This window comes from Streptomyces sp. CA2R106, from assembly GCF_037034245.1.
Taxonomy (GTDB): domain Bacteria; phylum Actinomycetota; class Actinomycetes; order Streptomycetales; family Streptomycetaceae; genus Actinacidiphila.
The window spans coordinates 98,688-123,289 of record NZ_JBAGKC010000011.1; the positions used below are offsets into that span (position 1 = coordinate 98,688).

22 protein-coding genes are annotated in these 24,602 nt (G+C 75.4%); 12 read left to right on the forward strand and 10 right to left on the reverse strand.

The window, feature by feature from the left end:
- Nucleotides 1-47: 47 nt before the first annotated feature.
- The gene (locus tag WA788_RS18660; protein ID WP_335978695.1) at nt 48-1,052 is read left to right on the forward strand and encodes a ketopantoate reductase family protein; all 1,005 of its coding nucleotides are present in this window, start codon (nt 48-50) and stop codon (nt 1,050-1,052) included.
- A gap of 14 nt (nt 1,053-1,066) precedes the next feature.
- On the opposite strand, the gene WA788_RS18665 is transcribed toward WA788_RS18660, so the two are convergent.
- Entirely contained in the window at nt 1,067-3,214 is a 2,148-nt protein-coding gene (locus WA788_RS18665) for a DUF5107 domain-containing protein (RefSeq protein WP_335978697.1), read from the reverse strand.
- A gap of 211 nt (nt 3,215-3,425) precedes the next feature.
- Between WA788_RS18665 and WA788_RS18670 the strand changes: the two genes are divergently transcribed.
- The 3 genes from WA788_RS18670 to WA788_RS18680 are packed head-to-tail and all read left to right on the forward strand — an operon-like array spanning nt 3,426 to nt 5,536.
- A complete protein-coding gene (locus tag WA788_RS18670) occupies nt 3,426-4,253 on the forward strand; it encodes a maleylpyruvate isomerase family mycothiol-dependent enzyme (protein WP_335978699.1) in 828 nt (275 codons plus the stop codon).
- A 32-nt stretch (nt 4,254-4,285) separates the two neighbouring features.
- Nucleotides 4,286-5,089: a hypothetical protein gene (locus WA788_RS18675; RefSeq protein WP_335978701.1), complete on the forward strand. Its 804-nt coding sequence runs from the start codon at nt 4,286-4,288 to the stop codon at nt 5,087-5,089.
- 9 nt (nt 5,090-5,098) lie between these two features.
- Nucleotides 5,099-5,536 (forward strand): ankyrin repeat domain-containing protein, encoded by a 438-nt coding sequence (locus tag WA788_RS18680; protein ID WP_335978703.1) that lies wholly within the window; start codon nt 5,099-5,101, stop codon nt 5,534-5,536.
- 168 nt (nt 5,537-5,704) lie between these two features.
- Here the strand turns inward: WA788_RS18680 and alc are convergent, their stop codons facing one another.
- The 4 genes from alc to WA788_RS18700 all read right to left on the reverse strand — a co-directional run bounded on the left by alc (nt 5,705) and on the right by WA788_RS18700 (nt 9,506).
- Nucleotides 5,705-6,853, reverse strand: coding sequence for an allantoicase (gene alc, locus WA788_RS18685; RefSeq protein ID WP_335978839.1), 1,149 nt, complete (start codon nt 6,851-6,853; stop codon nt 5,705-5,707).
- A gap of 201 nt (nt 6,854-7,054) precedes the next feature.
- A complete protein-coding gene (locus tag WA788_RS18690) occupies nt 7,055-7,978 on the reverse strand; it encodes a LysR family transcriptional regulator (RefSeq protein ID WP_335978705.1) in 924 nt (307 codons plus the stop codon).
- Nucleotides 7,979-8,042: 64 nt separating this feature from the next.
- On the reverse strand, nt 8,043-8,912 hold the full coding sequence (locus WA788_RS18695) for a crotonase/enoyl-CoA hydratase family protein (protein WP_335978707.1): 870 nt from the start codon (nt 8,910-8,912) through the stop codon (nt 8,043-8,045).
- A gap of 21 nt (nt 8,913-8,933) precedes the next feature.
- On the reverse strand, nt 8,934-9,506 hold the full coding sequence (locus tag WA788_RS18700) for a helix-turn-helix domain-containing protein (protein ID WP_335978708.1): 573 nt from the start codon (nt 9,504-9,506) through the stop codon (nt 8,934-8,936).
- A 122-nt stretch (nt 9,507-9,628) separates the two neighbouring features.
- Between WA788_RS18700 and WA788_RS18705 the strand changes: the two genes are divergently transcribed.
- From WA788_RS18705 to WA788_RS18715, 3 genes are all read left to right on the forward strand, one after another.
- Entirely contained in the window at nt 9,629-10,387 is a 759-nt protein-coding gene (locus tag WA788_RS18705) for an AzlC family ABC transporter permease (RefSeq protein WP_443034059.1), read from the forward strand.
- Nucleotides 10,384-10,701: an AzlD domain-containing protein gene (locus tag WA788_RS18710; protein WP_335978710.1), complete on the forward strand. Its 318-nt coding sequence runs from the start codon at nt 10,384-10,386 to the stop codon at nt 10,699-10,701. Before WA788_RS18705 ends, WA788_RS18710 begins: the two co-directional genes overlap by 4 nt.
- Nucleotides 10,702-10,913: 212 nt before the next feature.
- Nucleotides 10,914-12,002, forward strand: coding sequence for a phosphatidylinositol-specific phospholipase C domain-containing protein (locus WA788_RS18715; RefSeq protein WP_335978713.1), 1,089 nt, complete (start codon nt 10,914-10,916; stop codon nt 12,000-12,002).
- 36 nt (nt 12,003-12,038) lie between these two features.
- Here WA788_RS18715 and WA788_RS18720 read toward each other — a convergent pair whose 3' ends face one another.
- The gene (locus WA788_RS18720) at nt 12,039-12,446 is read right to left on the reverse strand and encodes a nuclear transport factor 2 family protein (protein WP_335978714.1); all 408 of its coding nucleotides are present in this window, start codon (nt 12,444-12,446) and stop codon (nt 12,039-12,041) included.
- 246 nt (nt 12,447-12,692) lie between these two features.
- Nucleotides 12,693-13,553, reverse strand: a complete 861-nt coding sequence (locus WA788_RS18725) for a L,D-transpeptidase family protein (RefSeq protein WP_335978715.1) — start codon at nt 13,551-13,553, stop codon at nt 12,693-12,695.
- Nucleotides 13,554-14,471: 918 nt separating this feature from the next.
- Here WA788_RS18725 and WA788_RS18730 point away from each other — a divergent pair.
- The 4 genes from WA788_RS18730 (at nt 14,472) to WA788_RS18745 (ending at nt 21,445) form a co-directional block, all read left to right on the forward strand.
- Nucleotides 14,472-15,275 (forward strand): polysaccharide deacetylase family protein, encoded by an 804-nt coding sequence (locus WA788_RS18730; protein WP_335978717.1) that lies wholly within the window; start codon nt 14,472-14,474, stop codon nt 15,273-15,275.
- 151 nt (nt 15,276-15,426) lie between these two features.
- Nucleotides 15,427-16,347 carry a hypothetical protein gene (locus WA788_RS18735; protein ID WP_335978719.1) on the forward strand — a complete coding sequence of 307 codons (921 nt, stop codon included), beginning with the start codon at nt 15,427-15,429 and terminating at the stop codon, nt 16,345-16,347.
- Nucleotides 16,348-16,517: 170 nt separating this feature from the next.
- Complete coding sequence (locus WA788_RS18740; protein ID WP_335978720.1) at nt 16,518-18,353, forward strand: HSP90 family protein; 1,836 nt, start codon at nt 16,518-16,520, stop codon at nt 18,351-18,353.
- Complete coding sequence (locus tag WA788_RS18745) at nt 18,353-21,445, forward strand: hypothetical protein (protein WP_335978721.1); 3,093 nt, start codon at nt 18,353-18,355, stop codon at nt 21,443-21,445. Before WA788_RS18740 ends, WA788_RS18745 begins: the two co-directional genes overlap by 1 nt.
- Before the next feature lie 122 nt (nt 21,446-21,567).
- Here the strand turns inward: WA788_RS18745 and WA788_RS18750 are convergent, their stop codons facing one another.
- Nucleotides 21,568-22,332 (reverse strand): Mut7-C RNAse domain-containing protein, encoded by a 765-nt coding sequence (locus tag WA788_RS18750; RefSeq protein WP_335978723.1) that lies wholly within the window; start codon nt 22,330-22,332, stop codon nt 21,568-21,570.
- Nucleotides 22,333-22,440: 108 nt separating this feature from the next.
- Here WA788_RS18750 and WA788_RS18755 point away from each other — a divergent pair, with 108 nt between their 5' ends.
- Entirely contained in the window at nt 22,441-22,920 is a 480-nt protein-coding gene (locus WA788_RS18755) for a GNAT family N-acetyltransferase (protein WP_335978724.1), read from the forward strand.
- Nucleotides 22,921-22,934: 14 nt separating this feature from the next.
- Here the strand turns inward: WA788_RS18755 and WA788_RS18760 are convergent, their stop codons facing one another.
- On the reverse strand, nt 22,935-23,198 hold the full coding sequence (locus tag WA788_RS18760) for a LapA family protein (protein WP_335978725.1): 264 nt from the start codon (nt 23,196-23,198) through the stop codon (nt 22,935-22,937).
- 128 nt (nt 23,199-23,326) lie between these two features.
- The gene (locus tag WA788_RS18765; protein WP_335978727.1) at nt 23,327-24,592 is read right to left on the reverse strand and encodes a M14 family zinc carboxypeptidase; all 1,266 of its coding nucleotides are present in this window, start codon (nt 24,590-24,592) and stop codon (nt 23,327-23,329) included.
- Nucleotides 24,593-24,602: the final 10 nt, after the last annotated feature.

The window sequence follows — 24,602 nt, forward strand, 5'->3', positions numbered from 1 at the left end:
CGGGGCGGGAGTTGTGCCGGGCGCCCGGGACGTCCAGGGTTTCAGCCATGCGATACATCATGATCGGCGCGGGCGCGATCGGCGGCGCCATCGGCGGACGGCTCTTCGACAGCGGCCACGAGGTGGTGCTCGTGGCCCGCGGCGCGCACCTGGCGGCCGTCCGCGCGCACGGACTGCGGCTCGAACTGGCCGACGGGGAGCGGAGGTTGCCGATCCCCGCGGTCCAGGGCCCGGCCGAGCTGACCGCGCGGGACGACGACGTGCTCGTGCTCGGCGTCAAGACCCAGGACACCCCCGCCGTCCTGGAGACCTGGGGCGCGTACGGCGAGGGCACGGCGGGCGGCGGCCCGGGCGCCGGGCCCGCCGTGGTGTGCGCGCAGAACGGCGTGGAGAACGAGCGCTTGGCGCTGCGCCGGTTCGGCCGCGTCTACGGCGCGTGCGTCTGGCTGCCCGCGACGTTCCTCGAACCGGGCGTGGTCAGCGCGCTGTGCGCACCGCTGACCGGGATGCTGCACCTGGGCCGCTACCCCTCGGGCAGCGACGCGACCGTACGGGCGATCGCCGCCGACCTGACGGCCGCGGGCTTCGCGGCACCGGTCACCGAGGACGTGATGGCCTGGAAGTACGCCAAGCTGCTGTCGAACCTCGGCAACGCGGTGGACGCGGTGCTCGGCTCCGACGCCGGCGCCGGCGCCGGCCAGGACGCGGGCCGCGAGCTGACCGCGCGGGCCCGGGCCGAGGGCGCGGCGGTCCTGGCCGCGGCGGGGATCGCGTACATCGGCACCGAGCAGCAGGCGCGCACCCGCGGGGACCGGGTGGAGTCCCCTTCGGCCAAGCCCAGTTCGACCTGGCAGAGCCTGGCGCGCGGCACCGGGTCGATCGAGTCGGACTACCTCAACGGCGAGATCGTGCTGCTCGGCCGCCGCTTCGGGGTACCTGTGCCGGTCAACGAGGCGCTCCAGCACGCCGCGAACCGCGCCGCGCGGGAGCGCCGCGCCCCCGGCGAGCTGACCGCCCAGGAGCGGGCGGCCCTGCTCACCGCGGGCGGCTGACCGGCCGCCCGCCGTCAGCGGTGGGCGGCCGGCGGCTCCTGCGGGCGCATCCGGAAGTCGTACGCGGCCGGCAGCGGGTGCTCGCGGCGGGCCCGGGCGCGCGCGTCCTGCGGGGCGCTGCCGTCGTCGGCGGCGTCGTGGGCGAGCAGCGCCTCGGCGACCGCGTACCAGGTGTCGCTGAGCACTTCGTCGCCCTCGGCGAGGTCGTCGACGGCCACGCCCTCGTCGAGCAGGGCGCGGGCCCGGGCCGGGTCGCCCTGGGCGAGCGCGGTACGGGCCCGCAGCAGCCGCGCCCGCCCGCCTTCCAGCGGCGCGGGCGCGGCCTGCCCGTCGGGGCCGGGGACCGGGCGGTCCAGGATGCGCGCGGCGTCCTCGGCGCGGGAGGCGGCGAGCAGCACCGGCACGGCCTCCAGCGCGTAGGCGCGCAGGGCGGTGTGCGCGGAGGGCCAGCCGGAGTCGGCGAGGGCGTCGGCCAGCGCGTCGTACCCGGCCGCGTACCGCTGCGCGGCCTGCTCGGTCCGGTCGGCGGCGGCGTCGGCGACGGCCAGGGCGCGCAGCGTCCACGGGGAGGGGTGCGCGGCGAGCGAGCGCTCCCAGCTGCGGACGGCCTGGGCGCGGTCGCCGGCGGCCCACTGCGCGATGCCGAGGTGGTAGTCGCGGTACCACTCGTTGCCGGGGTAGGTGTCGGCGGCTTCCAGCAGCTCGCGCCAGTCGGGCGAGACCAGGGTGGGGCCGGGCACGGGGTCGGCGGTGGGGCGGGGGAAGACGCCGGACAGGAGCAGTTCGAGCCAGGGCTGCTGGGCGGCACCGAGGGTGGCGGGCGGGAACGGGGTGCCGGGCAGCGGGTGGCGGCCGCGCTCGACTTCGAGGGCGCCCCAGCCGGAGCCGGTGGCCAGCACGTCGGCGGGGTCGGGGTCGGTGTCGGCGCGGGTGAGCCAGGCGGTGCGGGCGGCGTCCAGGGCGGCCCGGGGCAGGGCCTCCTCCAGGGCGGTGGCGGCGGCCGCGCGGGCGGCGGGCCAGTCGGCGCCGTGCACGTGTGCCGGGTCGGCGGCGAGCGGCCCGTACGCCTCCAGCCAGCTCACCTCGGACTCGGCGGCCATCGGCAGGTGTTCGAGCTGGGTGCGGGCCAGGCCGGCCTGGATCTCCAGGTAGCCGCCGGTGCCGGGCTCGGTGAGCCACTCCTGCCAGCGGCGGCCGCCGCGGCCGCGGCCCCAGCGGAACAGCTTGCGCCCGCGCAGCCGGTCGGTCGACGTCTGCACCAGGCCGCGGCCCTGCCCGTCGAGCGCGGCGATCCAGCGGCGGTCCTCGTCCGCGATGTCGAAGAAGTGGTCGGCGGCGTGCTCGAACCGGGTCGGGTAGGTGAGGTCGGCGCTGTCCGGCGCGCCCGGGCCGCCGGGGGCTTCGTGGGCGCGCGGCACCGGCACGCGGGTGAGGGCGCGGTGGTAGTCGAACTGCCAGGCCGCGTCCGCCGGAACCAGCACCCGGGTGTCGGGGGTCTCGGGCACGGCCGTGTTGGACCACCAGTACAGCGGCACGGTCCGGTCGTGCGGATTGCGGACCCGCACGCCGACGTAGAGGAAGTCCGAGCCGGCCGGCAGCCACAGGTCGACCTGGAACGGCAGGTCGCGCAGCCGCTCCCACTCCCACAGCCGCAGCATCTCGCCGCCGTCGGGCGCGGTGACCCGGGCGGCGTGCAGCGGCGCGCAGGTGTGGGCGGCGTGCCCGGTGGCACCCAGGTTCCACTCCACGCCGCCGGAGAACCAGGCGCCGGCCAGCGCGAAGTCCGCGGGCTGGAACACCGGGTTGCGGTAGAGCAGTTCGCGGCCGGTGGGCTTGTGCAGCAGCGAGTACAGCCGGCCGCCGAGCCCGGGCAGCACGGTGGCGCGCAACCGGTCGTTCTCGACGACGAGGGCGTCGAGTTCGACCGGCGCCCGGTCCCGGCCGTACCCGTCGAGGACCCGCACCGGCAGCACGGTGCGCAGCGGGGCGTATCCGATCTGCCGGGCCATGTCCGGGGGCAGCGCCTGGCGCTGCTCGGGGTCGAGGCGATGCGGTTGGCCGCGCTCGCCGAGCGCGGGCAGCGGGTTCTCCGGGCCCAGCGGGGCGGCGGGGATGCGCACGGTGGCGCGCCGCACGGTCGTCGCGGTCGTATCGGTCGTCACGGTCGTCGCGGTCCTGGCCAAGGCCACCTCATCCGGGCGCGGGCGGCCGCCTTCCGCACGGCGGCCGTGTGACGACCATGGAACATCCTCAGCGGCCCGCTGAACAGAGCCCGCACCGTACAGTCTTGGGCAAATCTGCCGCAATGCCGGTAAAACGCTCCGATCCCCGGACCCGCCCCCGCTGTCGCCGCCCGCTGCTACAACGGTGCCCATGACGCCCTTCCACATCCCTCCCGCCGGGGACTTCCCGGTGCTGCGCTTCTCCGACTGGCTGGAACTGGTGGCGGACCGGTCGGCCGCGCTGCGGAAGGCGGCGGAGGCCGCCGACGCGCGGGCCCGGGTGCCGGGGTGCCCGGACTGGACGGTCCGCGACCTGGTGGCACACGTCGGCCAGGTGCAGCGCTTCTGGGCGGCGGCCGTCACCGCGGGCCCGGCCACCCGCCCGCCGGACCCGCACCCCGACCCGACCACGGACCCGGCCTCGGCCCAAGACGGCGCCCTCCTCCCGCCCGGCGAGCTCTCGGCGTGGTCGGCCCGCGCCACCACCGCGCTGCTGGACGCGCTGCGGGCGGCCGGCCCGGACCGGGAGTGCTGGACGTGGTGGGCGGCGCCGGGGCGCCCGGCGACGGCCGGCACCGTCGCCCGCCACCAGGTGCAGGAGGCCGCCGTGCACGCCCGCGACGCGCAGGACGCCGCCGGCGCCCCCGAACCGCTGCCCCCGGCCCTGGCGTTGGACGCGGTGGACGAACTCCTCCAGGTCGGCTTCGGCACCATGGACGGCTGGCCGCACGCCCCCGCCCGGGTCGCCCTCGTCTCCACCGAGGGCCCGGCCTGGACACTGATCCTCGACGCCACCGGCGCCTCCGCGGTCCGGGTCGGCCCGGGCGACGGGCCCGCGCCCGACGCCTGCCTCACCGGGTCCGCCGGGGAGTTGCTGCTCTGCCTCTACCGGCGGGTCCCGTGGAACAGCGGCACCCTCCGGGTCTCCGGCGACCCCGCGCCGGTCCGCCAACTGGCGGTCTGGTCGCCGCTGGATTGAGCACGTACCGTCCTGATTGAGGAGTGATGCTCATGTCAGGACGAGCGTTACGGGTGGGCGGAGCCGTGGGCGGGGCGCTCATGCTGCTCGCCGGCTGCTCCTTCGGCACCCACCCGCATGCCACCGCCACCGCTTCGCCCTCCGCCGCATCCGCGCCGCCACCCGTCGGGAGCATCGAGCACCCCCGGCCGGTGGAGTGCGTCGACGGCTTCCTCCCGCCCGACAACTCCCCCTCCCCACCGCGCCGCACCACCCATCCGGCCGGCTCCCCCACGACCGCGCCCACCTCCCGTTCCCCGCACTCCCCGCCCTCCACCCGCGCCGCCTCCCCGTCCACATCGTCGACCACCTCCGCGTCCACCTCCGCCTCCGCCTCCCCGACCGCCGATCCCTCGGTTACCGCCCACCCGGGCACCACGCCCTCGGGCACCGCCGACCCCACCACGGCGCCCGCCGGCTCCGACATCGCTGTCGGCCCCCTGACCTGGCAGGGCCTGGGCGACCTGGCCGACGGCGAGCAGCGCGACCTCGGCCGGCAGAACTCCGGCGGCTGGCACTACCGCATCGACACCCTGCTCCATGCGGGCGCCAGCGTCACGGTCACGGTCGGCGCCGAGCAGCGGGCCCGCGCCGGGCTGGAGTTCGGCGGCGAGTACGGCTCCGCTCCCGCGCCCGCGGTCTCCTTCCACGCGTGCCCGGGCTCCCCCACCTCCTTTCACGGTGCGTTCTTCGTCGCCGGTGACGGCCGCGCCTGCGTGCCCTTGGACATCAAGGTCGGTGACACCCCGACACGGCATGTGGTGATCTCTTTCTTCAGCGGACGCTGCCCTGCGTAGGGTGGTGGCATGACCGAGTCCAGCCCTGACCCCGCCTCCCCCTCCGAGCCGCCCGGCGAGCCCGCGCACGACCCGGAGGTGCTCCAACTCGCCGCTCAGGTCTTCGACCTGGCCCGGCAGGGCGACACCGACAAGCTCGCCGCCTATGTCGACGCCGGGGTGCCGGCCGACCTGACGAACGACCGCGGCGACAGCCTCGTCATGCTCGCCGCCTACCACGGCCACGCCTCGACGGTGCTCGCCCTCATCCAGCGCGGCGCCGACGTCGACCGGATCAACGACCGCGGTCAGACCCCGCTCGCCGGTGCGGTGTTCAAGGGCGAGCAGGACGTGATCAGCGCCCTGGTGGAGGCCGGCGCCGACCCGGCCGCGGGCACGCCGTCCGCGATCGAGACGGCCCGCGTCTTCGGCCGCACCGAACTGCTGGCGCGCTTCGGCGCGCAGTGACCTGACCTGACGCCCGGCGCGCACGGGAGCCGCACCACCGGCTCCCGTCCGCCCGGCCGACACCTCGCCCCGAACCGCCCGACGCCGAGCCGACAGGTCCCCAACGCAGCCGCCAACCGCCCGACCGCCAGATGCCCGGCCGCCGGACGCCCCGCCGCCACCGCCGGTTCAGGCGATCGCTGCCGCCCGCGCCGCCAGCCGCGCCGCGCCCTGCGCCGTCAGCGAGCCGTACAGCCGCAGCCGGGATATGCCCCCGTCGGGGAAGATCTCGATCCGGGCGTCCGTGGCCGGAGCGCCGACCTGGATACCGGCCGGGGCGCCGCCCGGGACAGCGGCGGTACCGTCCTCGACGACGAACCGGTGCACGGTGTCGGGGTGCAGCCGGACCCGGTCGAGCAGCGGCAGCCACGGGCCGTCCGCCCCGTCCCGCAGGGACAGCGTGGCCCAGCCGGCCGCATTGCCCTTCAGGTAGGCGGTGTCGATCTCTATCGCCCGGATCACGCCCTGCTCGGCCAGGCGGTACTCGATCCAGTCGTGGCCGTGGTCGCGGCGGCGCCGGGTCTCCCAGCCGTCGTCCATCCGCCGGGAGCGACCCGGCAGGATGGTGTGCTCGGGCGGCGAGTAGAAGCGGTCCGAGGCGTTCCGGACCGTGCCGCCGTGTTCCAGGGCGACCAGGTCGAAGGTGCCGAGGGCGGCCAGCCAGGCGGGGTCGGCCACCACCTCGCCGTACACCCGCAGCCGGGCGACACCGCCGTCCGGATACTGACGCAGCCTCAGGTGGGTGAAGCGCCGCTCCCGGCGGATCGCGAAGGCGTTCTCCGCGTGGCCGCCGACCGGGGTGCGCGGCACCAGCGCGGTCCATGCCACCGACGGGTCCGCCACCTCCTCGGCGCCCGCCGACGGGGAGAGCGCGGCGGCTTCCACCGAGACGGACCGCGGGTAGTTGCCGCGGAAGTGCGCGGTGTCCACCACGACGCCGCGGACCACCCCGGGCACCGCGAGCCGCACCACCGCCCAGTCGTGGTCCTCCGGTTCCGGGTGCGGGGCCGACGCGGAGCGGCCCCGGCGCCTGCGGGTCTCCCAGCCGTCCATCACCTTGCCCTTGTGTCCGAACCGCTCGGGGTCGAAGACGGCGGGCCCGGGCAGGAGCAGATTCTCCCGCTCGGCGAAGAACTCGTCATTGGCCGCGACCACCCCTGCCCCGAGCCTGCGGTCGGTCAGCTCCGCCAGCCCGGTGAAGGGCAGCTCGGCCCGCCGGTAGTCCGCGAAGGGATTCCCCCCGCCGTACGGCAGCGCGTCCCCGGTGAAGCCGGTCAGCGCGGTGAAGGCCGCTTCCGCTCCCGTCCCCGCGTCCCCCGCCCCCGCAGCCGCGCCCGCGGCCACACCGGCGGCCGCCGTTCCCGATTCCGTACCCACCCGAACCCCTCCTCCTCGCCGGTCCTCCCTTGCCCCTTTTCCTGCCCCTACTCTTCCCCCCTCCGACACTTCAACTCCAGCGATAGTTTTTGAACATTCCGTTCAGCTCAGCTTCACAGCGGGGTCCAGCTCGGCGGCGTGCCGCAACGCGCCCATCGCCCGCCGCACCAGCGCCGCGTCCTCCGTGCCGGCGCGGACCGCCGCCACGATCCTGCGCACCGGCCGGTCCACGTCCAGCGGCCGCACCGCCACCTCCCGCCGCCACCCGCCGACGGCCGCCATCTGCGGCACGAGCGCGATCCCCAGGCCCGCCGACACCAGCGAGAAGATCGCCGGCCAGTCGGAGGCGGCGTGCGCCTGCTCCGGCACGAACCCGGCGTCGGCACAGGCCGCGAGGGTCAGGGTGCGCCACGGCCCGGCGCTGCCGAAGATCCACGGCTCCTCGGCGAGCGCGGCCAGCCGCAGCCCGGGTTCGGCGGCCAGCGGGTGGCCGATCGGCAGCGCGATGTCCAGCGGGTCGGTGAGCAGCGGGAAGACCGTGAACCTCGGATCGCGGGCGGTCGGCGCGTCGACCGCGAGGGACACCGCGACGTCCACCGCGCCCGCCGCCAGCTCCTCGAAGACCGCCGCCGCCTCGACCTCCCGCACCGACACGGTGACGGCGGGCGCCGAGCGGCGCAGCAGTTCCGCGGCCGGCACCACGAGCCGGCTGATCGCGGTGGCGATGGTGCCGATCGTCACCAGCCCGGCGTCACCGCGTGCGTACCCCTCCAACTCCGCGCCCGCGCGCTCCAGTTGGGCGAATACCACCTCGGCGTGGCGGAGCAGGACGTGTGCCGCGCCGGTCAGCCGCACCCCGCGGCCGTGCGCCTCGACGACGGGTGTCCCTATCTGCTTGGAGAGCACGGCGAGCTGCTGCGACACCGCCGACGGCGTCATCCGCAGGGCGGCCGCGGCGGCCGTGACGGTGCCCGCGTCGTGCAGGGCGCGGAGGATGTGCAGCTTCTTGAGTTCCCACTCCTTCATACGGCCAGCCTAAACAGTCCTCGGCGGATCGTACGGCCGACGCCGACGAGTCGGGCGCGGCCTCCTATCCGTCGAAGCCGCCGTGCCGCCCCTCGCCGGCCGCGAACCGGGCGACCCCTGCGGCCATTTCGGCGAGCGAGACCTGCCCGTGGGCGAACTCCCCCGCCAGCGCATGCTGTTCGGTCTGCCCTTCCTGCTCCAGCAGGGACATCCGGTCCTCGCGCAGGCAGGTCTGCGGGAAGGCGGCGATCCGCGCGGCCAGTTGTTCGGCGGCGGCGCGGGAGGTGCCGACCGGGACCAGCCGGTCGGCCAGGCCGATGGCGTGGGCCTCGGCCGCGTCGACCGGGCGTCCGGTGAGGACCAGGTCCATCGCCCGGCCGGCGCCGATCAGCCGCGGCAGCCGTACGGTCCCGCCGTCGATCAGCGGCACGCCCCACCGGCGGCAGAACACCCCGAGGACGGCGTCCTGCTCGACCACCCGCAGGTCGCACCAGAGCGCCAACTCCAGCCCGCCCGCGACCGCGTGGCCCGCGATGGCGGCGATCACCGGCTTGCCCAGCCGCAGTCGGGTGGGGCCCATCGGTCCGTCGCCGTCGGCCGCCAGCCGGTTGCCGCGCGCGGTGCCCACGGCCTTGAGGTCGGCGCCCGCGCAGAAGGTCCCGCCCTCGCCCCACAGCACGGCGACGGCCGCCTCCGGGTCGGCGTCGAACGCCCGGAACGCGTCCGCGAGCGCCTGCGCGGTGGGCCGGTCGACGGCGTTGCGCGCGTGGGGCCGCGACAGCACCACGGTGGTGACCGGGCCCGAGCGCTCGGTGCGTACCGACGGCGCCGTCGGTTCGGGCGGCACCTGCCGTACGGGCGGTACGGGCGGTACGGGCGGCTGCGGCATCGCGCGGAACTCCTCGCACTCGTACGCGTCCTGGGGCGCGGACACCGTACTGCGCCGCGGGCCGGGTCAGCTGTGCTCGGACAGCAGCACCGCGACGGTCCCGGGTTCGAGGGCGCGGAAGACGTGCGGCACGTCCCCGGGGTAGCTGACGTAGTCGCCGGGGTGCAGTTCGACCGGGTCGTCGGTGATGCCGACCATCGCGCGGCCGGTGCTCAGCACCACGTGCTCGACCACGCCGGGCATGTGCGGCTCGGACTCGCGGTCGCTGCCGGTCTGCGCGGAGACGACGTAGATGTCCCGGCGGGCGTGCGGCGGGCAGGACGCCAGGAGCGTGGCGACGTAGGAGGAGTGTTCGGCGGCGAAGGTGGGACCCTCGCCGGCGCGGATCACCTGGACCCGGGGCGGAGGCGGGTCGACCAGTTGGGCGAAGGGCACGTCGAGGGCCACGCTGAGCGCCCACAGCGTCTCCACGCTGGGGTTGCCGGTGCCGGACTCCAGCTGGGAGAGCGTGGACTTGGCGATGCCGGCGCGGCGTGCGGCCTCGGCCAGCGAGAGCCCGGCGCGGCGGCGCTGGTGTTGAAGGGACGCGGCGATGGCGGCGATCGGCGGGCCGCCGCGGGGTCTGTCCTCCGTCGTCATACCGGGTGGCTCCAGTTCCTTCGGGCGTCGATCGTCGTTCGGCCGTCACTCCGCCGTCGTTCGGTGGAGAAGTCGTGTCGTTCGACTTGACGAACGCAGCTTTCTTATGTTCATTCTATACGGTGATCCGTTCGATATGGCGAACCCGGGACAAGGAGCTGGCGGGCCTGCTGCGCGACATCGCGCTGGTCTGCGTGGCCGACGCGCTGGTCGGCGCGTCCTTCGGCGCGATCACGGTGGGCCTGGGCCTGCCGCTGTGGCTGCCGATGCTGATGTCCGTGGTGGTGTTCGCGGGGGCGGCGCAGTTCCTCTTCGTCGGGATCGTCGGCGCCGGGGGCAACCCGCTGGCGGCGCTCGCGGCGGGCCTGCTGGTCAATGTCCGGCATGTGCCGTTCGGCTTCGCGGTCGGCGACGTGCTCGACGGCACCGGGCCGCTGCGCCGGCTGCTGGGCAGCCATGTGATGGTCGACGAGACGGTGGCGTTCACCCTCGCACAGCGCACCCCGGCCCGGCGGCGTACGGCGTACTGGCTGTGCGGGGCGGGCCTGTTCGCCGCCTGGAACCTCGGGGTGGCGGCGGGCGCGTTCGGCGGGCGGGCGGTCGGCGACACCGACGCCTTCGGGCTCGACGCGGCCTTCCCCGCGGTGCTGCTCGCCCTGCTGCTGCCTTCCCTGGACCGGCCCGGCAACCGCCGCGCGGCCTTCGCCGGGGTGGTGATCGCGCTGGCCACCACGCCCTTCCTGCCCGCCGGGCTGCCGGTCCTGCTCGCCCTCGCCGGGGTCGCCGCGGGCCTGCCGTACGGCGCCGAGGCGGATACGGAGCACGCACCCGCAAACGCCCCCGCCGACGCCGCCCCCACCGAGCCGAGGCCCAGCCGATGAGCACCGAACTCCTGGCCACGACCGCCGCATTGGGAGCGGGCACCTTCGCGTTCCGCTTCGCCGGGCCGGTGTTGCGCTCGCGGATCACCCTTCCGGCCCGCTTCGAACGGCTCATGGCCGTCGCCGTGGTCGTGCTGCTGGCCGCCCTGGTGGCCACCTCCGCCCTGACACAGGGGCACGGCTTCGCCGGCGCCGCGCGCACGGCGGGAGTGGCGGTCGGCGGGCTCTTCGCCTGGCGCCGCGCCCCGTTCGCGGTGGTCGTCGTCGCGGCGGCGGCCACGGCCGCGGTGCTGCGCCTGCTCGGCGCGAGCTGAGCCGCGCGACCGCCCCCACCACCTCGGCACCCTTGACACACCATCACCCCCCACACCCTCGTCGCGGTGCGCGTAGGGCCGAACTCCCTTGGCCGACAGTGGAGGTGGGGGAGGTGACAGCGGGACGACAGATCGTGTTACCTGTCATGTCTCCGTCGATTCATGGCCCGCGGGCACCGTCTGGGCGGAGCGACACCCCCACAGGAGGACACGTGACCGTTCGGTTGATCCGCCGAGCTTCCCTACGTATTCGCGCCGCGCTACTGGGCGCATCGACGCTGTGCCTCGCCTTCACCGTCGCGGGCGCCGGCGGCGGAGCCGCCTCCGCCGCCGACACCGACTCGCTGCCGTTCTCCGGCACCACCGGCTCCGGGCTGCACAACACCTACGACCCGAGCGAGTTCAGCTACCTCGCGCAGTCGCTGGACACCGGGACGTCGATGATCGAACTGGACGTCTGGGACGACTTCGTCACCAAGGAGTGGAAGGTCAGCCACTCCAACCCGCTGGGCAACAGCAACAACTGCGTGAACGCCTCGTCCGCGGCCGACCTGTACACCGGCGGCGCCAACAAGGACCTGGAGAGCTGCCTCGACGACGTGCGGGTGTGGCTCGGCGCGCACCCCGGCCACGGCCCGCTGATCATCAAGCTGGAGATGAAGGCCGGTTTCCAGACGACGTACGGGATGAGCCCGGCGAAGCTGGACCAGTCGATCACCGACCACCTGGGCAGCCTCGTCTACAAGCCGTCCGACCTGCTGACGAAGTCCGACGGCAGCAAGTACGCCTCCCTGGACGCGGCGGCGAGCGCGGGCAACTGGCCGACCCGGCAGCAGCTCGCGGGCAAGGTCCTGCTGGAGGTCATCCCCGGCACCGTCGAGGAGTCCAACCCCACCGACTCGCTGTGGACCGACCAGGAGTACGCCGACTACCTGGCCGGCCTGCAGAGCCAGGGCAAGCTGTCGCAGGCCAACATCTTCCCCGCGGTGCACAACGCGGCGGCCGGCGACCCGCGGACGCGCTACTCCGACGCCTCGATCCGCCCCTGGTTCGTGGTCTTCGACGGTGACGCGGCGACGTATCTGAACGGCAGCATCGACACCAGTTGGTACGACACCCACCACTACCTGCTGATCATGACCGACGCGCAGAACGTGCCGCCGACGCTGGACGACACCGCCCCCACGGCCGCGGACGCGCAGGCCCGGGTCGCCCAACTGGCCGCGGCCCACGCCTCGATCGCGTCCAACGACTGGACCGGCCTGACCGGCGTCCAGTCGACGGTGCTGCCGCGCGGCTGACCGCGCGGACACACCGAATCCCGACGGCCCGGCCGGTCACGCACCGGTCGGGCTGAGGTGGACGGCTGCGAGCTGCCAGCGGCCGTCCACCTCCACGAGGGTCTGGGTGATCCGGAAGCCGGCGTCCGCGTCGCGCCCGTCGAAGACACTCTGCTGGCGCTGGACGCCCACCGCCACGGCGCAGCTCCCGTACTGACGCAGCGTCACCTCGGTCCAGGTGAAGTCGTCGTGCACCAGCGCGCCCGACGCGTACCGGTCGAGCCACTGCGCCTTGCCCAGCACGAAGCCCTGCGGGCCGACCGCGGTGAAGTCGTCGGTGAGCAGGGCGTCGAGAGCGGCGACGTCGCCGCGCCGCTCCGCCTCGGCCCAGCGCCTACCGAAGTCGGCGAGCTCGCCGGAGCGTTCGGCCGCAGGCAGCGTCCGCACCGCTGAAGTCTCTGGCATTCTGGCCTCCGTTGCACGTGTACCGCCCCGCAGGGGTCTCACCATGAAGACCCGCGCGGGCAGGGATTCGTGACATCGGCCGACGGCGGACACCCGTACGGCTGCCGCCGGAGCCGGCCCGCACCGACCGGCCGGCGCGCTCCCGCAGGGGTAACGCCCCGGAGCGGGAGGGGGCAACGGGCACAAACGGGGGACGGCGCCGGCGGCGCGGGCGGACCCGGCCGCCGGCACGGTGGAGGCGTGCCGTCAGGCGGCCAGGGACTGGCCGTCGCCCATCACGATCACCGGGTGGTCGGCGGGCAGCAGGGTGCGCAGCAGCGTCACCATATGGGAGGCCGCGATGCTGACGCAGCCGTGCGTGGGGCCGCCGTGGTCGACGTGCACCCAGATGCCGCCGCCCTTGCTCGCGCCGAGCGGCTGGGTGCCGTCGAGCGGGGAGGTGCCGGGAACCCGGTTGTAGTCGATCGCGATGACGTAGTCGAACGCCTCGTCCAGGGTCTCGCCGTCGAAGCCGACCCCGCCGGCGTGGAAGCTCGACGAGTGGTCGTACGGGAGCTTGGTGCCCGGGTCGGCGTCGAACCCGCCCGCGTCGTGGAGGGTGAACACGCCGATCGGGCTGTGCAGGTCGCCGGCGTGGTGGTCGGCGGTCCAGCCGTCCTTGGCGTTGTGCGCCGTCCAGGTCGCGCCGGGCTGCCAGTGGCCGTCGGAGCGTCTGGACCAGAGCGTCACCAGGGAGTCCGAGGAGTTCTTGGCCCGCCCCGAGGCCACCAGCACCTGCCGGCTGTTCGCCGGGATCTTCGCGCGCGTCCTGGGACCGAGCCCGGGGATGGCCAGGGGCATCGGGTCGGACGACGGCGAGGCACTGCCCGCGACGCGCGCGGCGGTGCCGGCGGCGGAGCGGGCGGCCGCGTCGCGGTTGTCGGTGGAGGCCGTGCCGTAGTGGTCGGTGGCCACGTAGCCGGCGCCGAGCAGGGCGAGGCCGAGGGCCGTCACCGACACGGCGACGGCCACCCGCTTCGCGGTGCGGCGCGGCCGCCGGTGCCGGCGAGGGCCCCGGTCGTCTTGGCTGGGACGCTGGGTGGTCGCGTCCGGGAGGGCGGCAGTCATCGCGACGATCCTCGCAAACCCGGAGCCGGAGTACATCATCCAACCCCCGCCAACGCCCGATTCGCCCTACAAGTCACCTTCGTGGCGCACAGATGTGCGGATGTTCGAGCGCCTGACGGGGCGTCATATCATCCGACCCCATGTCAGCGACCCCGGTGGGAGCAAGTCAGGCAAACGGCCCAAAACCCGCCATCGGCGGGCCGGTTCAGCTCGCCCCGAAGGCGATCCGGCGCCCCCGCTTCGCCCTTGCCGGTGAGGAGGCCCGTCGCATTGTCATCGGGCGGTCGGACGCGTACGGGCGGCGCGCCCCGGTCCGGACGGCGACGGCGGCAGCGGGGAGGCGGTCGGGGTTGACGCCGTCGGCACCGCACCGCCCGGCACCGCACCGCCCGGCACCGCACCGCCCGGCACCGCACCGCCGTGTGCCGCGGTCGCGGGGGCGGGAGGGGAGGCGGATGCCGTACGCCCGCGCCCGCCCGGGAGTTCGCGACCGCCGCCGCCCGCGACGACGTACACCGCCAGGCACACGCCGGCGACGGCGATCACCGCCGCCGACCACGCGGCGCCGTGCCGCCTGCCACGCCTGCGCCGACGCCCGCGCCCGCTCCTGGCTCCGACCCCGGCCCCCATCGGCCGCCTCCCACGTCCCGCACCGGCACGGCCCGTTCGCACAGGAGACGGCGGCACCGGGGGGCGGATAACGGAAACCGGTGGGTCGGGCGGGCGCACTCCCGTGGGGCCGCCGAAAGGTCGTTCGAGCCCGGCTGGGAGAATCCTGGGAGAACGCTGTGCGCGACGCCCGGCGCGCGGCTCGGCGGAACCGGTGGATAAGTAGGTACCGCGTGTATACCCTCTGTGTATAGTGAGGAGTGGGCGCGCCCGAGCGGGCCTGCCGACACGACGAGGGGGAGTTCCCGCATGCGCACGACCACAGCGCGCCGAGCCCGCGCGCTGACCACGCTGCTGGCGGCCGCCACCATGGCCTTCACCCTGACCGGGTGCAACGGCTACGACGCCACCTCCCCGGCCGCAGCGCGCAAGCACCTGGCGACGACCGGGGCCGCCGCGTTCGCCAGCGGCGCGAAAGGCAGCGTGGACTGCCGCAAGGTCAAGTGCATAGCGATCACCTTCGACGCGGGACCGAGCGTGCGCACCCCGCAGATCCTGGGCATCCTCAGCAAGTACCACGTGCACGCGACCTTCTTCACGCTCGGCAAGAACCACGTGATGAAGCACCCGCAGATGGTGCGGGACATGGTCGCGCAGGGACACGAGGTGGAGACCCTCACCTGGAGCCACCAGATCCTCACGAAGATCAGCTCCTCCGAGATCCGCAAGGAGATCACCCAGGGACGGGACGCGGTGCAGAAGGTCGCCGGGGTCACGCCCACCCTGCTGCGCCCGCCGCAGGGCCGGACCAGCAGCAAGGTCACCAAGATCGTCAAGCAGCTCGGCATGTCCGAGGTCGTCTGGAACTCCGACGGGGCCGACTACCGGACCACCGACTCCAAGCTCATAGCGTCCCGGATACTCAAGTCGGCCAAGCCGGACGGGATCATCCTGCTGCACGACCTGGTCGACAAGACGAACAAGGGCTACAACGGCACGGTCGCCTCGATCGCCCCGATCATCTCCACCCTCCAGGCCCGCGGCTACACCTTCGTCACCGTCAAGCAGCTCCTCGCGCCCGGCACCCCGCAGGCGGGCAAGGTCTACAAGTAGCCCCGGCGGCCCGCTGTCGGTCCGGCGTGATATCCAAGCCTTTGGGGAGCACGCGACAAGGGGGCGGCAGATGGCGTGGCGGAGGCTGTTGCAGGTACGCCAACCGGAGGGGCACGCGTACGCGCTGCGGCCGCGCGGAAGGGGTGCGGCCGTGGACCGCGCCTTCGGCGATCCGCGGCTGGCGGAGATGAGGCAGGCCGCCCAGGGCGGCGCCGAGCGGTGGCCGGTGCTGCGCGCCCACCTGGCGGCGGCCGACGGCGACGAGGACCTGACGTTCCTGGTCGAGGGCGTCGGGGACATCGCCCAGGTCGAGCAGTGGACGCGCGAGGTGGCCGACGCCGACCCCGGCGACACCCTGGCGCTGCTGGTCTCCGGCGCCCGGCACGTGGAGTGGGCCTGGCAGGCGCGCGGCCGGGCGAGCGGCGCCCACGTCTCCGCGGAGCAGTGGAAGGTCTTCCGCGAGCGGCTGCTGGTCGCCGAGGAGCAGCTGTACGAGGTGGCCGAGCGCGAGCCGTCCTGGGCCGCGCCCTGGTACTTCCTCCAGGTCAGCGGCCGCGGTCTGGGGGTCGGGCAGGAGGCGGCCGAGCGCCGGTTCGAGGCCGTGTGCCGCCGGGCGCCGGGCCATGTGGCCGCCCACCGCCAGCACCTCCAGCAGCTGTGCGCCAAGTGGGGCGGCAGCCAGGAGCGGATGCACGCGTTCGCCAGGAGGTCGGCACTCGCCGCCCCCGAGGGCAGCGGCCTGGGACAACTCGTCGCACAGGCCCACCTGGAGGACTGGATGGAGGCCGGCGGCGATCCGGACTCCACCGTCCTGCACGCCCCGCACGTGGTGCGCGCCCTGCACGAGGCGGGCGCGCGCTCGGTGCACCATCCGGCGTTCGCCCGGCGCGGCGACTGGGCCGTGGGCATCAACACCTTCGCGATGGCGTTCGCGCTGGCCGGGGAGGACGCGGCGGCCCGCGCCATGTTCCGGATGGTGCGCAAGGCCCCCACCGAGATGCCGTGGCGGTACATGGACGGCAGGTCGCCCGCCGTGCCCTTCCTCGCGTGGCGGGCACGCGTCGGCGCCTGACCTCGGTCCCCGTTCGCGCCCGCACGCGGCCCGAGCGCCGCCACCGCGGCCGTTCCGCGCCCGCGCCACCGCTCCCCCGCGCTCCGCTCCCGCCTGACGCATCCCGTACCGGGCACCCCGCACCCCGCCCGACGTATCCCGCCCGACCCCTTTGACGACAAGGCTCCTCGGTGTCCGACGACGCACAGACCACCCACACCTTCCAGGTCGACCTGCGCGGCCTGGTGGACCTGCTCTCCCACCACCTCTACTCCAGCCCCCGGGTGTACCTGCGCGAGCTGCTGCAGAACGCGGTCGACGCGATCACCGCGCGCCAGGCGGCGGACGCGGCGGCGCCTGCGCGGATCAGCGTGCGGGCCGGCGACGGGCGCCTGACCGTCACCGACACCGGCATCGGGCTGACCGAGGCGGACGTGCACCGCTTCCTCGCCACGATCGGCCGCAGCTCCAAGCGCACCGCCGCCGGGCCGCTGGACGGCGACCAACTCGCCGCGGCCCGCAACGACTTCATCGGGCAGTTCGGCATCGGCCTGCTCGCCTGCTTCGTGGTCGCCGACGAGATCACCGTACGGACCCGGTCGGCCGCCGACCCGGCGGCGCCCGCGGTCCAGTGGCGCGGCAGGTCAGACGGCCGCTACACGATCAGCCTGCTGCCCGCCGCCGAACTGCCGGAGCCGGGCACCACCGTGACGCTGGTGCCGCGCGCCGACGCCGCGGAGTGGACCTCCCACGACCGGGTCGTGGCGCTGGCCCGGCACTACGGCAGCCTGCTGCGCCACGAGGTCACGGTGGCCGACGAGCGCGGCTCAGCGGTCCGGATCAACGGCACCCCGCCGCCGTGGCAGGCGTCCCACCCGTCGGTGTCGGCCCGCCGGCAGGCGCTCGCCGACCACTGCCGGACGGTGTTCGACTTCGTGCCGCTGGACAGCATCGAGCTGGACCTGCCGGTGGTCGGCCTGCGCGGGGTCGCATACGTGCTGCCCACCTCGGTGCACCCGTCGCGGCAGGCCGGGCACCGGGTGCACCTGAAGGGCATGCTGCTGTCGGACCAGGCACCCGAACTCCTCCCGGAGTGGGCGTTCTTCGTACGGTGCGTGGTCGACGCCGACAGCCTGCGGCCCACCGCCTCGCGCGAGGCGCTGTACGAGGACGAGACGCTGGCGGCGATCAGGGACGCGCTCGGGACGCGTATCCGGGACTGGCTGACCGGGATATCGGCGAGCGACCCGGCGCTGCTGCACCGGTTCATCGCGGTGCACCACCTCGCGGTCAAGGCGCTGGCGCGCTACGACGACGCGCTGCTGCGGCTGCTGCTGCCGTGGCTGCCGTTCGAGACGACCGACGGGCAGGTGACGCTCGACGAGTTCGCCCGCAGCCACCCCGCCGTGCTGGTCACGCAGACCGTGGAGGAGTTCCGCCAGGTGGCGCCGATCGCGGCCGCGGCCGGGCTCGGCGTGGTCAACGGCGGGTACGCGTACGACCGGGACCTGGTGCACCGGCTGCCGGAGGTGCGGCCGGGCACGTCGGTGGTCGACCTCGACCCGGCGACGGTCACCGCGCACCTGGACGCGGTGGACCCTTCGGCGGAGCTGGCGGCGGCGGCCTTCCTGCACACCGCGCGCGAGGTGGTGGCGCAGTTCGACTGCGACGTGGTGCTGCGGGCCTTCCACCCGGTGAGCGCGCCCTCGCTGCTGCTGGACAACCGCGAGGCCCGGCACGAGCGGGCGCGCGGCGAGCTGGCGGGGCAGGCGGACGGGCTGTGGGCGGACATCCTCGGCTCGCTGCGGGCCGAGGCGCCGCGCGCGCAGCTCGTGCTCAACCACCTCAACCCGCTGGTGCGCAGGGCCGCCTCGATCAGCGAGCCGGGCCTGGCGACCACCGCGGTCGAAGCGCTCTACGGGCAGGCGCTGCTGCTGTCCCGGCGGCCGCTGCGCGCCTCGGAGAGCGCCCTGCTGAACCGGGCCTTCATCGGCCTGCTGGACCACGCGATGCACGAGGAGCGGTGATGCTGGAGACCTCGGAGGCCGTCTTCGACGCGCTGCGGGAGAACAACGAGCGGCCCTTCGGGCGGCAGCGCACGCTGCGCGCGGAGGAACTGGCCGAGGCGGCCGGGCAACTGGCGGACCGCGGCGCCCTGGTGACCGCGCTGTTCGAGCTGATGTCCGCGTACACGTGGGCGGGCGAGGAGCGGAAGTCGCCGGTCGTCTTCGCGCGGCTGGTGCGGATGTGGGACGAGCACCCGGCCGACTTCAGCGACTGGGAGGAGCACCAGCTCTACTGGCGCTACAAGTGGGTGACGACCGCGCTGCTCCAGGTGCCGGACGTGCCGCTGGCGGCGGTGGAGCGGTGGACCGAGGAGATGCGGGCCCGCTACCAGGCCGCCGGGCACGGCCTCCAGCCGGTGCTGGCGATGCGCTACCACATCGCCGAGCACACCGGCGCGGGTCTCGACGAGGCGTACGACCTGTGGGCGACCCGGCCGCGGACCGACCTGAGCGACTGCGAGGCGTGCGAGACCCGGCACCGGGCGCTGTACCACCTGGCATCGGGTGACGAGGAGCGTGCGCTGCGGGAGTGGCAGCCCGTACTGGCCGGCGGCCAGACCTGCATGGAGGAGCCGTACGTCAGCATGGCGCACGCGCTGCTGCCGCTGCTGCGCGCCGGGCGGCTGGACGAGGCGCGCTCGCACCACCTGGTGGGCTACCGCTTCGCCCGCGGCAAGCCGGACATGCCCTACGCGCTCGGCCTGCACCTGGAGTTCTGCGCGCTGACCCGCAACGAGGCGCGCGGGCTGGAGCTGCTCGCCGAGAACCGGTCGATGTTCGACGTGGTGGGCTCGCCGCTGGACCGGCTGAACTGGCTGACGGGTGTGGAGGTGCTGCTCGCGCGGCTCGCCGCGCAGGGCCACGGCGCGCTGGCGGTGGCCGGTCCGCCCGGCCGCGCCTGGACGGTGGACGCGCTGCTGGCGCATGTCCGGCAGGAGGCGGAGCCGCTGGCGGCGGCGTTCGACCGGCGGAACGGCACGGCGGCGGTCGGCGCGCGGCGGCGGGAGCGGCTGGCGCGGCGCCCGCTGCTGGACGAGCCACTGGCGCTGGGGGTGCGGGCGGCGGCGCCGCTGGCTCCGTCGGCAGGGGCGGCGGGGGCGTCCGGGGGCACGGAGCCCGGCAGTACGACTCCCGGCGGCGCGGCCCGCACGGAGGGCGCACCCGCCGGGGCGGTCCCCGCGGACTTCGCCGAACTGGTGCTGCATGTCAGGGCGTTGGCGGCGGACGGCCGGCCCGACGCGGACCCGCTGTGGGACCGGATCGGGGCCCGGGCGGCCGAGCCGGGGTACGTCCATGACGAGGCCGCGCTCGGCCCGGAGCAGGTGCTGACCGCCGAACTCGCCGAGCACGCCGGGTTCGACGGCCTCGACCGGGAGCAGTGGGCGCGGGCCCGCGCGGAGTTGCTGCGCGCGGCGGAGCTGTACGAGGCGGCGGGGCTGTCCGGGCGGGCGGTGACGGCGCGGGCCAGGGCCGCGGTCGCGGTGTTCGCGGCGGCCGACCCGTCGGCCCCGGCCGGCACCACCGAAACCGCCGATGCCGCCGATGCCGCCGAAACCGCCGATACCGCAGACGCCGCCGAGGCCCCCGCTGCGTCTGGCGCCGGCGCCGTGTCCGGCCTGCCCGGCCCGGCTGCCGCACGCGCCGAACTCGACGCCGAACTGCGGCTCGCAGCTGACCTGTTGGCCGAGGAACGCATCAAACCGGACCGCTACCTCGCGGTCCTCCAGTGCGAGGCCATGACCCGGCGGCGCCAGGTGATCGACGAGCTGCCGGCGCCGGGCGAGGCCGCGCGGGCCGCGTTCGACGCCGCCGTGGCGCGGCTGATCGGGGAGGCGGCCCGCCTCGACGTGCCGGCCCGGGCGTCGGCCGCCCGGCAGTACGCCGCCGACGTAGCCATGCGGCTGGGCGACTTCCGAACGGCAGAGGCGGAGCTGGCCGGCGCGATCGAACTGCTGGAGGGCGCCGGCCAGTTGTGGCGCACCCCGCGGGCGCTGGCGCTGCTCGCCCAGGTCCGGCTGCACGGCGGCGCGCCCGGCGAGGCGGTCGCGCTGCTGCACCGGGCGCTGTCGGCCGCGACGCGCTGGCCCGACCGCTCCTTGCACCTGGGGCCGCTGCACGCGCTGTTGGGGCACGCCTACGGCCGCGACGGCGACGCGGCGAGCGCGATCCGGCACCTGTCGGAGGCGGCGGACCGGATGGACCGGGACGGCGCGGACCAGAGCGCCGCGCAGGTCCGGGTCGAGCTGGCCGACCTGCTGACCGCCGAGGGCCGCCCGGCCGACGCGGTCGCGGTGCTGGAGTCGGTGACGCTCGGCGACACCGCAGGGATCGACCGCCGGCTGCTCGCCCAGATCCGGCTGGACCTGGGCCGCGGGCTCGCCGCGCTCGGCGAACTGCGGGAGGCGGCGGCCGAGTTCGTGTCCCTCGCGGACACCGTCGCCGGCTGGGAGGGCGACCGGGGCACGCACACCCTGGTCGCCTGCGAGGCCGCGGTGGCCCTGGCGCGGTCCGGCCAGCCGGCGGCCGCGCGCGGCGCGTACGAGCGGGCCGTCGCCTCCCACGCGCGCGGCCCGCGGCCGGCCCCGCTGGCCGCCATGATGCGCGAGTTCGCCCGCCTCGCGATGGAGGCCGAGGACGCCGAGGGCCTGCCGGCCGCGCTGGGCCACCTGGCGGCGGCGGACGAGCTGTGCGCTGAGGTCCCGCCCGGCACGCCGGACTTCGCGCACTGGTACCACACCGGCGCCACCGCCTACCAGCGCGGACGCGCCTACGCCGCCGCCGACGCGTACGACGAGGCCCTGGCCGCCATGGAGCGGGCGATCGAGGCGTACGCCGAGGGCGGCCGGGCGGGCGAGGAGCCGCGGGCGGAGGCGGTGCGGATCGCCGCGCTCATCGAGGGCAACGCGCTGGGCGACGTGCCCGCGGCCACCGCCCGCCTCGCCGCGGCGATCGAGCGCTGCACCGCGGCGGAGCTGCCCGAGGCCGCCGAGGCGCTGGCGTCCGTACGGGACGGGCTGGCGGCGCAGCGGCAGCAGGGGGCGGACGGCGGCTGAACGGGGCGCCGCCGGCCTGTACGCGGGTCGGCGCCGCCGCGGGCCGCGAGGGCCGGACCAGGTCGGACTGGGTCGGACCGGGTCGATCCGGGCCGCCCCGGATCGACCCGCCCCGCCGCGGGTCAGGCCGCCGGGCCCGGGGCGGCCGGCGCCGGGCCGTACTCCCGCATCGCCCACTCCACGACCGCCTCCAGGTGGGCGTGGTGCGCGCCCTTCCAGTACACCCGCTCGCAGGCGGTGCAGCGGGCGAAGACGTCGTAGGACTTCTGGGTGCCGTCGCGCAGGCGGTCGCGCACGGTGTCCTTGTCCGCGGCGACCAGCGGGCCGTTGCAGGCCACGCAGCGGGTCCAGGGGGCGAGCGGGGGCGCGAACCGGCCGAGCACGTCGCTCAGTTGCTCCTGCGGGCGGTCGCTGTAGACGTAGCCGCCCGCGAAGATCTCCCGGCGGCGCAGCAGCCCGCGGTCGCGGGAGAGCATCACGCGCCGCTCCTGCGCGGAGCGGCGGGCGAGGGCCGGGTCGCCGATGTCCTCGTTCTCGTACGCGGCGTCGACGCCGAGCAGCCGCAACCGGCGGGCCAGCGTGCCCAGGTGGACGTCGAGGAGGAAGGCCGGCGGGCCGGGGATCTGCTGCGGCCGCCGTACCGCCTCGATCGCGATCTCCTCGCCCGCCGCGGGCACGTGTCTGGCCGGCACCCGGCGGCCGCCGGCGCGCAGGGCGCCCACCTCGGTGAGCGGGATGCCCAGCGACTCCACCACGTGCCCGAGCGAGGACATGCCGTCCGTCACCACCTCCGCGGCGCTCCCCCGGTACCCGGCGGCCACGAAGACATGCAGTTCAGGGGCGATGCGCACGCTGATCCGCGGCTTGTCCGCGGTGTTCTGGCTCACGTCCCCAGCATCCCACCGCCCCGCGCCCGCCTTCCACGCCTTTCCGCGCCGCTGTCAGCACCAGACCGCCCTTTCGGACCTGTCGGCGGGTCCGCCTACGATGGCCGCATGGAGATCAGGACGACCCGCTTCGACCACCCGGACGCCATACGTCTCAACGACCTGGTGCAGCTGGAGTACGCGGAGCGGTACGGCGACGGCGACGCGACGCACATGGCCGCCGACCACTTCGACCCGCCGCGGGGCCTCTACCTGCTGGGGTACGACGCCGACGGCAAGCCCGTGGCCAGCGGCGGCTGGCGGGCGCAGGACGATGCGGCCGAGGGCTTCACGGCCGGTGACGCGGAGATCAAGCGGATGTTCGTGGTGCGGTCCGCGCGCGGGCGGGGCCACGCCCGCGCGATGCTCGCCGAGCTGGAGGCGACCGCGGCGGCCGCCGGCCGGACCCGGATGGTGCTGGAGACCGGGCAGAAGCAGCCCGAGGCGATCGCGCTGTACACGTCGTGCGGGTACATCCCGGTGGGCGGCTTCGGCCACTACCGCGACGAGCCGCTGAGCGTCCACTTGGGCAAGCCGCTCGCGGGCTGACCGGCGCCGGGCGGTCACCGCCGGGCGCGCCGCCTGCTGCGCCTGCCGCTCCAGGCGGCGAACAGCCCGCACAGGACGCCCGCGACGAAGGTGATCAGCAGCGCCGACCACAGCGGCATCCGCACCACGGGCCCGATCAGCCGGATCGGCACCTCCCGGGTGTTCTCGAAGATGAACACGAGCGCGAGCACCGCCAGCACCAGCGCGGCGATCCGGCGCGGCGTCATCGCCTCCCGCCACCGGCCGCGGGTGGGCCGGTCCGCCCTGTCGGCGCTCATCGCGCTCACCTGCCTCCGGTCCGCGGGACGCCCCCTTCGGTCCATGGTCACCGCAGGGGCGGCCGCACGGGCCGGGAACTACTCCGAACGGGTGACGGCGGCCCGGCCGCTGCCCGGGGCGCGCCGCCTCACGGCCGCAGCTCTTCGTAGACGGCCATCACGCTGCGCGCCTGCTGCTCGACCTGGTCCGCGACCGGCACCCAGCGCGGCCGGTAGGCGGCCTCGTACGCCGCGCACCAGGAGTCGACCAGGCCCGTCACGGCCGGCAGCGCCGCGATCCGGCGCAGCATCGCGGCCGCGCGCAGCGGGATGCGCTGGGCGTAGACCTCGATGCTGGTGACACGCGCGGTGGTCATCTCCGGCAGCGGCCAGGCGTCCGCGGGGCGCACCGCGGGGTCCCACTCGGCGCTGAGCTGCGGGCCGATGCCGACGAGTTCGCGCACGGTGCGCAGCATCGGGCTGTCGGCGCCGACCAGCCGCGGGTCGATCCGGTCCAGCAGCCGCGCGACGGTCGGCAGGTCGCGGCGCAGCGCGGCGCCGGCGACGCGCAGGGCGCGGTCGGCGTCGGGGTGGGGGGTGGTGTCGGCGGCGCGGTCGCAGGCCCACATGGGCACCTCGACGACCGCGGTCACCCCGTCGTACCGCCCGGCGTGCGCCCAGGTGGAGTGGGCGCCGTCGCCGGCGGCGGAGGCGGGCGGCATGACGTAGACGCCGGGGCCCGGGCTGGGCCACTGGAAGGCGTCCGAGGAGCCGCTCTCCAGCGGGATGTCGAGTTCGGCGGCGGACTTGGCGATCCGCTCGGGGACGCCGGGAACGTCCCGGGTGAGCTGGACGAAGCTGCCGCCGACGTCGATGCCGTGCAGGGAGCACTGGAGCACCGGGCGCAGCCGGTCGAGGAGTTCGACCAGGGTGCGGGTCTCGGGCAGGGCCGCGGAGCGCACGGCCCCGTCGGTGGGCAGCCACTCGGGCTGTTCGGCGGCGCACGGCCGGAAGAAGTGCTCGTAGTGCCGGCGCAGGGTGTAGGGCCCGGTCAGCCAGGGCTCGTTGAGGGCCGCGCCGTCGGGGTCGATGCACAGCAGGAAGTGCCAGGTGCTGCCGTCGCCGGCGCCGGCGCGGCAGGACTCGGCGATGCGCTCGGCCAGTTTCAGGCTGGTGGCGCCGCCCACCGCGGCCTCGTTGGCGTGCGGTCCGGCCACCACCAGGACGTTGCGCGGTCCCTGGCCCACCGTCAGCAGCTGGAGCGGGCGTCCCGCCCGGGACCGGCCGACCTCCGCCAGACGGCACAGCCCCTGATATCTCCACGTGAGACGACGAGCACTCTCGGTGATTTCGCCCGTCGTCGGATAGCGCTCTTCCGTCACCGCAACCCCCTGCCGCGGACCCCCGAGCCGCACCCCGCATGAC